At 62.0% G+C, this 11599-nt stretch carries 8 protein-coding genes and 3 tRNA genes; 1 reads left to right on the top strand and 10 read right to left on the bottom strand.

Features of this window, described 5'->3' with window-relative positions; all coding sequences use genetic code 11:
- Nucleotides 1-1084: 1084 nt before the first annotated feature.
- The 9 genes from ACZ63D_RS17780 to ACZ63D_RS17820 all read right to left on the bottom strand — a co-directional run bounded on the left by ACZ63D_RS17780 (nucleotide 1085) and on the right by ACZ63D_RS17820 (nucleotide 8647).
- Nucleotides 1085-2710 (bottom strand): glycoside hydrolase family 9 protein, encoded by a 1626-nt coding sequence (locus ACZ63D_RS17780; RefSeq protein WP_465355379.1) that lies wholly within the window; start codon nucleotides 2708-2710, stop codon nucleotides 1085-1087.
- 9 nt (nucleotides 2711-2719) lie between these two features.
- On the bottom strand, nucleotides 2720-3196 hold the full coding sequence (locus ACZ63D_RS17785) for an HD domain-containing protein (protein ID WP_465355380.1): 477 nt from the start codon (nucleotides 3194-3196) through the stop codon (nucleotides 2720-2722).
- 85 nt (nucleotides 3197-3281) lie between these two features.
- Nucleotides 3282-3974, bottom strand: coding sequence for an MAE_28990/MAE_18760 family HEPN-like nuclease (locus tag ACZ63D_RS17790; RefSeq protein WP_465355381.1), 693 nt, complete (start codon nucleotides 3972-3974; stop codon nucleotides 3282-3284).
- A complete protein-coding gene (locus ACZ63D_RS17795; RefSeq protein ID WP_465355382.1) occupies nucleotides 3971-5110 on the bottom strand; it encodes a DUF262 domain-containing protein in 1140 nt (379 codons plus the stop codon). The genes ACZ63D_RS17790 and ACZ63D_RS17795 overlap by 4 nt, the downstream gene beginning before the upstream one ends.
- A gap of 8 nt (nucleotides 5111-5118) precedes the next feature.
- On the bottom strand, nucleotides 5119-6384 hold the full coding sequence (locus ACZ63D_RS17800; RefSeq protein WP_465355383.1) for a DNA methyltransferase: 1266 nt from the start codon (nucleotides 6382-6384) through the stop codon (nucleotides 5119-5121).
- Between the two features lie 1365 nt (nucleotides 6385-7749).
- Nucleotides 7750-7823 (bottom strand) — tRNA-Phe (locus ACZ63D_RS17805).
- Between the two features lie 31 nt (nucleotides 7824-7854).
- A tRNA-Asp gene (locus ACZ63D_RS17810) sits at nucleotides 7855-7928 on the bottom strand.
- Nucleotides 7929-7942: 14 nt separating this feature from the next.
- Nucleotides 7943-8015: transfer RNA gene (locus ACZ63D_RS17815), tRNA-Glu, on the bottom strand.
- Between the two features lie 380 nt (nucleotides 8016-8395).
- Nucleotides 8396-8647 (bottom strand): hypothetical protein, encoded by a 252-nt coding sequence (locus ACZ63D_RS17820; RefSeq protein ID WP_465355384.1) that lies wholly within the window; start codon nucleotides 8645-8647, stop codon nucleotides 8396-8398.
- A gap of 451 nt (nucleotides 8648-9098) precedes the next feature.
- On the opposite strand from ACZ63D_RS17820, the gene ACZ63D_RS17825 reads away from it, so the two are divergent.
- Complete coding sequence (locus tag ACZ63D_RS17825; protein WP_465355385.1) at nucleotides 9099-9521, top strand: hypothetical protein; 423 nt, start codon at nucleotides 9099-9101, stop codon at nucleotides 9519-9521.
- 1649 nt (nucleotides 9522-11170) lie between these two features.
- Here the strand turns inward: ACZ63D_RS17825 and ACZ63D_RS17830 are convergent.
- On the bottom strand, nucleotides 11171-11374 hold the full coding sequence (locus ACZ63D_RS17830; RefSeq protein WP_003097368.1) for a cold-shock protein: 204 nt from the start codon (nucleotides 11372-11374) through the stop codon (nucleotides 11171-11173).
- Nucleotides 11375-11599 lie beyond the last annotated feature (225 nt).

Raw genomic sequence — 11599 nt, forward strand, 5'->3', positions numbered from 1 at the left:
CACCAACACCCACGTGGGATTAGGGATACCCCCCTTTCTCTGGATGCCTGCCCTCTTCATCAGATCCTTCATCTCGCGTCTTGTTTGCCCCCTCCCCCCCCCCCCCTCCCCCCCCCCCCCCCACGACCTGGTTCTCGCTTCCAACGTCCGCCGTTGAACCGACAACTGCGATCGGCTGCGACGAACCCGCACTATGGCAACCGGTCCCGGGGTTCATTGCAAGGTCCGCCGAAGCAGCACCGTGAACATCCACAGCGGACCGGTCACGGTGCGGTTCGCGCCAAGCACTTGCCAAAGCCGCAGCCCCGGCCACCTGCTACGACGGCTACTAGCTCCGGACCGGCCCAGTTTCACGGCCCGCTGACCAGCAACCGCAAGCATCCGCAGCCTGGCCAACTACCGCCTGCGACCGGCTACGACGGCAACCAGCTCGGGACCGGCCCAGTTTTACGACCCGCTGACCAGCAACCGTGAGCATCCTCGACGAGCGGACCACGGTGCGGCTCGGCGCCAAGCACCTGCCAAATCCGCAGCCCGACCAACTACCGCCTCCGACCGGCTACGACGGCAACCAACTCCGCACCAGCCAAGTTTCGACACGCTTCGCGTGCGAGAGGTCCGCAGACCAGCCCCGCGACGATGGGCCACGGTGCCGCTCGTATCGAGCACCACCGCGCCTATCCGGCAGCCTCTCCTCTTCCGAAAACCTCGCGGACCACAATGGCTCGGCCACCCCGCCAGCCCTTCGCCGCACTTGAGACCAGCCACGACGGACCCGACCTGCTCCAAGCCCCGCCCAGTTTTCCGGCCCGCGCTGAACCAGCGAGCGCGAGCATCCCGCGCTAAGCAAGGCACGGCGCACTCACGCCGAGGCAGGCCAAGCCCCCGCAGAACCAACAACCGCGAGCACACCCAGCCCGACATAACCCGGCCGGGCACCGCCAGGTTTCCAAGCCCGTTGCTCTGGCACCGCAGGAAGAGCTGGCGCCAGCAAGCCTTCCTCACCCTTGCCAGCGCCGGAATCCAAGCCGTACCAGCCGCCCAACCGCCGACTCCCGATCACCCACCGTATCGGCGACCCAGCTCAATCCCCCACCGCGACCGCGTACAGATACCACGTCGAATGCGGCAGCCACTGTTCATCCCACCGCCAGTCATCGTCCTTTCCAGTGACCACGTACCCGCGATCCCATGCGATTCCGCTGCCATCCTCGTTCAAGCCGGTGATGCCGTTGACAATCCCGCCCGCCGTCGGCAGGAACTGCCACGACCCGAGCCAGCCGTACTGCGGGTTGGCGTGGCCGCTCCCGTCCAGCATGCACACGCCGTACGGGTTGCTGCCGCAGATCCAGTTCAGCTGGTCAGCCGCGTACGACCGCAGGCGTGCCGCGAACTCGCCGGAAAACCGTTGCGCGGCAAGCCGAGCCGCGGTCGCCAGCGACGCGATCCGCGCGTTCTCACCCTGCCACCACTGATCTTTCACTCGCGGCGTGACGTTGTGCGGGAAGAAAAATGAGCTATACCTCTTACCCTCCCCATCTTGCACAAGATTCCGCGCATACCCAAACGGGTTAGGCACCTCGGCAGTCACCGCGAGTTCGAACTCCAGCGACCGCCGCACTACGTCCAGAATGGCGGAAACCGTTGCCGCGTCAGCGATCTCGGCGTACGCGAGCAGGCTGATCACCGGAAGACCAGCGTCCGAGGGATGGAAGTACGGCCGGTCGCCGTCGTCCGCCCGCCAGTAGTCCCGGTAGGACTTCCAGGAAACCAAGCGCCGCAACAGGTTGTGTGCCCGACGATCCGCCGCCTCGCGGTACACTGGCTTCTTAGTCGCCTGATACAACTCGACCGCCGCCAGCAACGCACCGTAGTCGTCCTGGATGTTTTCCTTGCCGTCATTGGTCATCTCGACGTTGTGCTGCTCCAAGAAGCTGAACGCGGCTTCCGCTGTCGCCAGATAATCCTCGTGTGAGTAGTCGCCCGACGCGTCCAGCGTGGTCGCCGCAGCCAGTGCCGCGATCGCAACCCCGCCGCCTTCGCGGTAATTCACCTGGACCGGTTCGCCGTCGCTGTTCGCCAGGACGTACCGCAGCTTCGGATCCTTCGGCGGTCCAGGCTGGATCACCGACGTGACGAATGTGCCGTCCGCGAGCTTCACCCGGTGCAAGTAGTCAGCGCCGAACAGCGCTTCGTCGGCTAGCCAGGTCCGCAATTGGGTGAAGTTGGTGTCACCCCGCGCAGTGAGCCGTTGGTACGCCTTGGCCAGCACCCAGGCGGTGAGCGGAATCTGGAGAGTGTTGAAGTAGCTGCGGTCTGACAGCTGCGTGAAATGCTTGCCGAAGTCGCCCGTCGCGTCGTACCAGCCGCCGTGCGCGTCCATGACCTGCGAGCCCTTGGGACCGATCGGCGCTTGCCGGTCCTGGCGATCGAACCGGTCCGAGCTGCGGGTGCCCTTGAAGTAGTGCACGACGTGGGAGAGCGTGTACCGCTCAAGCACCAGCGGAGTGATACGAAACGGCTGAGACCGCCCATCCGCGGCGAGCAGGACGTACTCGCCCTCGGTCTTCAGCGCGGAGAAGTCCGCGGCCCAGTAATACCGGCCGTCCCACCCCGGGACCCGCACCGCAGGCTGCGGGCTGCCAGTGAAGACGACCTTCCCGGTAGCGACGTCCACGACGGTGAACGACCGCGGCTTCGAGGGTGCCAACCAGCCGTTTTACACGTAGTCGATACCAGCCGCCCGTAACCGAGCTTCTGTCCGCTCGACGGCACCCGCCAACTCCGGCCGCGCTATCTGGATGAAGGTCGACACGACGTCGTCCGGTCCGTACCGCTGCTGAATCTCCTTCGTGCGTTCCTCGAACGTCACGACTTGTCCATCTGGCGACGTCGTCATGTCGGCCCACCACAGGGCGTCCCTCAGCGGCGTCCGCTCGTCGGTCCAGTCGGCCAGCTCGTTGACCAGGCCCCGTAGTTCCGCCTCTAGGTAAGCCGCCGAATGATGCGCAACCAACGCGCACAACCGCTCCGGAGCCTCGACCTCCCGGAGATACCGCGCACCATACAGCGCATGCAGGCCTGTGACCGCCAGGTCCGGTGCGTACCCAATGTCGTGAACAAGGCCAGCCGCAGCGAGCACCTGCGCATCATCTGCGGAAAACAGCCTCTCTGCCGTCCCCAACCGCTCACGCACTCCCTGGGGAGTGCTTCCAACGACGCGGCAAGTCCGCACTGAGCCGTCTAGCCGCCAGCTCGCTAGCCCACGCCATTGGTCGCAGCTAACTCGCCTTCTCTGCCACCCGGAACCACTCCTCGCGCACAGCCGAAGTTATCAACCTAGCCAGGTCATTCATGAATGTTTCACACTTTTTTCTATGTGCATCGAATAGGCCAGCTGCGATTCTCTTTTTGCGACTTCCGTGAGCAATATCATTTCTAGCGTTTCGCACAAACTCAAGCGAGGAATAGTAGCTTTTATCAACTTTGTCATCAGGAATAGCCAATCGATAAAGTGTTCTACGCAGCACATCACTCCCGAAGTTCATTTCCATCGAAACGGCAGCCTCCGCATCTATACTCACTGGTGATTGATATGCATCACGCATCTTCTCGATGAATTCGACTTGCTGCCTAGCGCGCCGACTCAGGCGGCCAGACTCACTTTCTTGCTCCGACGCGTTGCCCAGCCTCAAAGCGTCAAACTCAGCTATCAAAGCAGAGGCTGCTAATTGTGGATGAACTTCATCCGACTGCAACGACCTGGAGTTTATAGCGGAAACATATAGAGAGAAGGCGTTACGCGCGAAGCCTTCGAGGTGCGCGTACTGCATTACGAGAATCGCCCGTAATGCAGATGCTGGCCATTCTTCTGGTTCGCGACGTCCTAGGAGTTCGTTCCTTAGGTGGCGCAATTCATCCAAGCGCCACGCAAGGTCCTCCTCTAGAGCAGTACGCAAGTCCTCTATATTCAACGGAGCGCCGCCAAAAATCTATCCGAGAAGTACTCAATTCGAGAACGGGTCGGGTTTCTGTAGTTCTTTCCAGCGCCGCCATGCTTCAAGAACTCTTGATCCGACTTTCCTTCACGTACAACTTCGGCCAACTTTTCGATCTGCTCATCATTTTCCAAGTCCACCCTAGACAGAACACTTTGCAGGCCCAGTGTAAGGCCTTCAAAATGATAAACCGAGAACTGACTTCGGGGTTCATTGCCTCCTCTGCCAATTGTCCCAAAGATCCTGGAATCTATGTTCAGAAGATCGCTAATCGCTTTCAAGATCGAGAAGGTTTTCACGAATGCGACGCGTTCTGAGTCGAAGTCAAAGTCCGTTGAATCAGCAGGATCTGAAACCTTCTCCATGTAGTCTGTCAAGAATTCGCTAACGTCGTGGACATAACTTGAGAAGTCGTTCTTCAGCGCAAAGAACCGCAGAACCAGTTCTTGATCGAACTTTCTGCTTCGCGCATCTACAGAAATAATACTTGTACAAGTGACAAAGTCGGAATTTTGGCTCAGGTCGATAATAAAGCTATTGAAATCGTTCGACAGTAGCTTGATTGTTGCGTTGCGAATTTCTTGCTGAGACAGTATCGCGCCACCAGTATTCAAGCGCTTAAACATATAGTAACGCAGCCGCGGATCACTTTCTTTGCGCAAGATTTCCGCTCGAACATAGCTTCGCCGCAACTTAATCTTTAGGGGACGGGGAAGCGACTCATAAGAATACCCATTGAGCTTTTCAATAATATCGCAATCAGAAAGTTCGAGTGGCGGTAGTGGTTTACCTTCGGGTGCCAACCTGCTGGTGAAGTGCAGGTACGAAGACAGGCGTTGTAGACCGTCGATCAACTCGTAGATACGATCTTCTCGTTCAATCAGGAAAATCGGCGGAATCGGCAGTTCGAGTAAGAGAGATTCGATGAAACGTGATTGCGCCCCTTCGCTCCAACGAAACATTCGCTGAAACTCAGGATCGATGATGAGTTCGCCAGAAGCATGCATGTCCGCCAATTCGTTGAATGAAAAGTCAAGCGAACTGGTGCGAACAGCAGTTATCTTCTCGTCAACCTCACCGATGATGTCTTCTGACTCATCTGGTCGCGCCATACGCGGAACTACCCCTTTCTGAGCGTGAGAACCGTCTCAGACACCTTACCCTTTACGTAAGCCTGAGCAGCCTTATTAACTGTAGTAAGGCTCCGACTTACCTCAAATTCTTCTCTTCCGGAGACCGACCAGCCACGGGAAATGACCTCTTCTTCACATATATCAGCAAGCCTAACCGCAACATCCTTGTAGTACGAGTCTTGCACGACAAGAATTAGTGTTGCTTCTTTTCTGCACACCCGGTCTATCTCGCTTAGGCTACCAACCAGGTCATCCAAGTATTGCACTACTTGCTTGCGATAATAGCCTGATGAAGCCTTACTTTTATGCTCGGATACCTGACGAACTAGGTCATTCGCAAGGTCGCCATACGTAGTCAATTCAGTTGCAGAGGGACGAATCAATGTTGTACCCATAAGGGATGACCTAAGCCGGCGATCGACAGATATATCAACGCCTAGGACCGCAAGTTCTCGCGAGTAAGAAACGGCATAATCGATTCTCGTCAAATATGGCGGAGAAGTTAGCACTAAGTCGACGCAATTATCTTGCAATGGCAAGCTCGCCGAGGAGCCGGTTAGCAAGTTAACTGCAGCATTAGACTGGACGCGACTATCTTTAATTCGCTCCATCAGCGCATACTGATCGGAAATGATCATTTCATCTAGATCGCGAGGACTGATGTCAACAAGGTCATTGGCGTCACCAGCTCGTCGAACCCAAGTAGGGTTACTGCCTTCAAATTTCTTAGTCAGTTGGCGAACCACACGAAAGATCGAAACAATACCTAATGTCGAAGTCGAATTAGCTAGCCCGTCGAGTGAGCGCACCCAGGAGCGTGCCCGGTTCGCTGCACGTGGAGTTAGCCATGCCATGAGCGGATCACCACTCCTTTTACGAGACGTCGTTCTCACCGGAGCTGCAGATACCGCTATACCTTCAGCGGCGTTCGCGCGCAGTCTCGCAACCACGTTCGCGATCGGGTTGAGGTCCAATCCTATAGACCGGATTCCGATATCCTGTGCAGCGAGCGTAGTAGTACCGCTGCCGTTCCACGGGTCGAGAATGACTTCCGTCTCCGAGCTAGCGGCGTGCCTCAGGTGATCCTTTGCCCACTCAAAAGAGAAGCCTGCGTAGTAAGGGAACACATCCGCCAAGCCCTCTACTTCGAGCCGCGGACGTTTTGGGGAAAGCTTCGGGCGGGGAGTTCGAGCAAGAGTGCCGAGAGCGAACATTTCATGTTGACCATCACCCTCCGTTCGGTCGTACGCCACTCTTGGTCCCTACCTCTACTTTCGTGTGCTACAGCAACGATCACCTTACTCGAGTCAAGGGTTGGGCTCGAACACCAGATGTAGCTGCGGGGCAACATGCCCGTTGCACACCAAGCATGGCTCCTGACCTGCATGCTCCCGCCGGTAAGGCTCAAGCTGATCACACCCTTGCCCCTGGGTTATGCGGCCAACCGAACCACGCATGGAGACATCGCATCGTCATCCGAGACTGCAGCCTTAGTCCCTGCCGAACTTGGCTCTAGGGGATCAAGGCACCGCCGTCGGCGGCGCACATCGAGGCCGCGCGGCGGCCCCGCCCAAGTGCGGCACGGACGGCCTGCCGCTCCGCTCCGGCCGCCGGCCGCAGGCGGGCCGCCGGAGGTCACCTTGTGCGCAGCGCCGCCGACGGCGCCACCCCATGAGCAAGAACGCAGCACCCGGTCACATCGCGCGCGGAGTTTGGCCCTGCTCAACGCCGATGCTCTCGGGTGCCGCGTCCTGCACTCTACGGCCGCACGAGCGAGCACCCAAGATCGATGACCAGTTCGGGCGAAGCGGCCGACAGAGCCGACATAGAAGGCGTTCGAGCCGGGGACGGCGACAGGGAGGCTGTGGCCACTCCCTCGCAGGCGATCCTTTAACACCGGCCCGCCGCCATCAAGGGCGCCTGCGGCGTCGCTGCGCGATGAGCTGCACTCACCCTTGACACCGACGATCCGGCTCTAACTGCGGCGGGGGCGAGGGTAAGCGCAGGACTGAGGTCGAGACTTCCCACGTCACGTCGCCTTCGTCTTGTCTGTCGGTCGGTTGCCCTTGCTGTCCCGCTTGCCAGAACTACGTAGTCGAACCCCATGAAGAGGAAGACAATTACGAAGAAGAACATGACCATCGCGATGAGCATCGACCACCACTGATCGACTAGGTACAGCAAGATCCCGCCATAACCCAAGGCGAGGACGAAGATGAAGCACCACAGAGCCCCGAACTTGTTCCGAGTGCCTTCCCGTTCGACCTCGGCCATGGCTGCGATCTGATCCCAGAGATGCTGCGACAGGGCCTTGTGAGCATCCGAACTCTTCGGGGAGCTCCTTCAATGTCTCGGCGTCGTATCTGATGTTGGCTCGCGTCCGACGCTGTCCCTTGGTCCACCCGAGCTGCAGTAACGCCCGCTGCGGCGACCGGTGCAGCTTGACCAATCCATCCGAGATCCATGAAGTGATGCTAGTCACCGGCACCGACAGGCTTCGGCCGTGTAACACACGTACAACTAGCGACGGCAACCTGCGGTCAACAACGGCCACGGCCAAGATCAGCCTCAGACACAAGAAGCCGCCTTGACGTGGGTCAAGACGGCTTCTACGGCTGTGGCCAGGGCCGGGGTCGAACCGGCGACCTTCCGCTTTTCAGGCGGACGCTCGTACCAACTGAGCTACCTGGCCGGGAACGCCGGCTAGGAGCCGAACGATCTTGCGACCCTGACGGGACTCGAACCCGCGACCTTCGCCGTGACAGGGCGACGCGCTAACCAACTGCGCCACAGGGCCTTACTGGTACTGCGTACTCCCAACGGGATTCGAACCCGCGTTGCCGCCTTGAAAGGGCGGAGTCCTAGGCCGCTGAACGATGGGAGCCCGGTCGGTTTCGGTGTACCGACCGACCGCGCTCTCAGGTGTTCCCCTGGGAGCGATTACAAGCATAGGGCACGTTCCAGGGGCCGTGCACCGGGGGTTCCTTAAGCGATCAGCAAGCCTCCGACCTGCGGTAACGTCCACCTCGACGAGCTGGTTCCGCCGCTTAGCGCCGATCGCCCCCTGCGAAGCCGAGCCAGGCGATCGGTGTGTGCCACGCCACTCTACGCCGGAGACAGGCCCGCCCTCCGAGAATCCAGGCCTGCCAGCCCGCGGTCCCGGCCAGCGAGACACGAGTTCACGGCGACTCCCGCCCCGGCAAACCGGCTCACGTCGAGCCGACCCAGCCAGTCCGTCCTGGACAAGCCGAGCTCACGCCAGGGTCAGCGCTGCACGGGCGCCTGGCCGTCGTCGCCCGGAGTCAGCCCGAGCATCTCCAGCAACTGCGCACAGTCCTCGACGTCCAGCGCACCGGCCGCGACGGCCAAGCGGGCTCGGCGGACCTGGTCGTCGGAGACCCGTTGCCCTTCCGACGACCCGCGCTGCGCCGGCACTCCGCCGGACAGTGACGTGCTTCCCCCGTCGGCACCTTCGTACCGAAGGAGGAACTGACGAACTTCGACCGATCCGCTCATGGCCCCTCCGCGCGGTTCGCAACAACTGGCCGCGAGGCTAACCAGCGGCGAGCGGCACCGGCAGCCCCCCGGAGAGTGAACCTGTGAACACTCTCCGAAGCTCCCCTGGTAAAGCATTCCAAGATCGCGCAGAACGATTTCTCGCGGCTTCCCCTCGCCGATCCCCGGAACTCGTGCAACAATCGGTGTTGCTGACACACCCCCGGTCAGCGCCTGTGGAGATCCCCTCCGACCCCCGCGTTCCTCCCCCTGGCGCGGGGGTCTCTCCATTTCCGCACACTGGTGCTGACCTGCGGATCCACTCTCCGTACCCCTGATCAACAGACAGTCGCGAAATGCGTTTACCGACTGGGCTGAACAGGTGATCGAATTAGGCTTGCCGAGTACGGAAATGCGTGTGTCGTGGCTCACAGTGGTTTCTTTGCCGAGACCCAACCGTTATCGTGTCGGCGTGCCTCTTCCCTCCCTCGGCCGCCTCAGCAGCCGCACGAATCTCAAAGCCGTCTCGAGCGGGCGGCATCGCAATGCCGCCAAGGCAGCCGGCGACGAAGTCGTCGAGGACAAGGAGCTCACCAGCTACCTCGCCGCGCTCGCCCCGGACTCCGACCCGGAGAGCACCGGAACCGGCAGCCGCTTCGGCGACGCGCAGGTTTACCAGCTGCGCATGAACCTCATCGCCAGCCAGCAGCTCAAGGACATCGCCGTCGCCCGGAACCTGACCCCGCAGGCCCTGGCGCAGGAATGGATCCTGGAGCGCCTCTCGTGGGAGGGCCAGGCCGCCTCCGCTCAGGAGCGCCGCCACTCCGACGCGATGACCGACGAATTCCACTTCCCGGCGGACGCGTTCGACCAGCAGCCCCTCGTCGGGCACTGATCCCCCGCCCCCTGAACGAAAACCCCCGGCTTCCCCCGACGGCCGGGGGTTTTCCCTTTGCTGGGGCGGGGGGTTCCCGGTGGCCGGGACAGTGCGAGGGTTCTGCCGCCGACGGCTTGGCTCCGATGTGAAAGGGACGGCGCGGCTGATAGTTCGCCACAGGGGGAGCCGGGCAGGTTGAGGCAGGGCAGAACCCGGCCTCGCGCCCGGTGAACTGCGACGCGGCGGCGCTCGGCCTGGTGGCACGGCGCTGCGGCGGATCAGCCGAGCGAGGTCTCGCGGCGGCAGGCTGGACAAGGCCCCGACACGAACCTCGCTCCATTGGCGGTAAAGGCTCGGCAGCCAAGGGCGGCCACCAATCCGGATATCCGGCTCCGCCCCAACCGCCAGCTCCTGCGGACGGCAGCCCGCTTCCGCAGCTGACACCAGATGGCCAACCTCGTCGCCCCGCAGACCACACCGGCCAGCGGCTTCGGCAACCCTGCTCCAGCACGCCCGCTATCGCGGAAGACGGCCAGTCATCGACTCCGGCAGCCCCGCCCACCCGCTCCCGCGGAAACACTGGTCGCACGCACCAGCCGCCAGCCTCCGCTGACGACGCCGGTCCTCGGCCTGGGCAGCCGGGCTCCAGCCGCTCGCTCCTGCAGATGACACCCGTCATCGCCTCTGGCAGCCGCACTAGCTCTCGCGGACGACAGATACTTGTCACCTACTCCAGCAGCCCGCCTAAGCCGCCAACCTCCGTGGAAGACGCAGGTCGTCGGCCCGGGCAACCCTGCTCCAGCGCACCTGATCCTGCAGTCGACACCAGTCGCTCCGACAGCCCCGCGCCCCCCTCCGCTGACGACGTTGGTCATCGAGCCCTCGCGACCCCGCTCCAGCGGCGGACGCCAGTCACTCCGGCAGTCCCGCGCCAGCCGTCAGCCCTCGCAGACGACTCCGGTCATCGCCCCGGCGACCCCGCCGCGCTCACTTTGTGCCGCAGACGACACCGGTCACCGATCCGGCAGCCCGCCTAGCCGCCAGCCTCGCAGGCGACCCCGGTCATCGCCCTGCAACCACCTCGCCCACCACTGCCGCAGAATTCCGGCAACCCGCGCGAACCGGCAGTGACCCGGTCATCACCCCGGCAACCCCGCCGCGCTCACCAGCTGCCGCAAGCGACGCCCGTTGCCAATCTCGACAACCCCGCACCAGCCACCTGCCCGGCAAACAACCCGGTCGCCCACTCCAGCCCACCCCATCCGGCCACGAGCCCACTCCACGCCCGCGCCACTCAACCGAACCGGATCAGCCCCACCCACCCACAGTCGAGCAACCAACCAATCCGGGGTCACCCACCCGTGCCCCGCCCCGAAAAACCCGCCCACACAACCCCGCCAAACCACCCCAGCCCCGCTCCCCGCCCCCCGGCAAGCCCCCGCCCACCACCCGCCTCCCCGCAAGCTGTGACGCATCCCACCGCCCCGCTCAACCCCACCCGAGCCACCCGGCAGCCCCCAACCACCCGCTCCAACCCAGCCCCGGATCAACCGCGGGAACCGTCTCTCCAACCATTCCCCACAACGGATCCAGTAATGAAAAAAGGCCCCGACGGGAAATCCCGTCGGGGCCCTTCATTCAGGCCTGAGAAAACGCGCGGGCCTGACTCAGATCGCGCGGACCTTCTGGGCCTGCGGGCCCTTCTGCCCCTGGCCGACCTCGAACTCCACTCGCTGGTTCTCCTCGAGGGTGCGGAAGCCGCGTCCCTCGATCTCCGAGTAGTGCACGAATACGTCGCCTTCGCCGCCGTCCTGCGCGATGAAGCCGAAGCCCTTCTCCGCGTTGAACCACTTCACAGTGCCTTGCGCCACCGCTGTACTCCTCGTAACAGATCCGCTTCGAATGCCACCGAAGCGGCACCCAGGCCGTCCCGGGCGGTTCCAACGAGACGAGCGAAGAGCTTTTCGGCCCCACGGCTCGCGTCAGAAGTTCCGCGAGTGTGAAGCCACGAACACGCAAAACGACGGCCTGGTCAGCAGCCTACCGGGATCTCACCAAATCTGAACCCCGTTGATCGCAAGGATCGGTTCCATGGT

The organism is Amycolatopsis sp. NPDC104775, assembly GCF_055583325.1.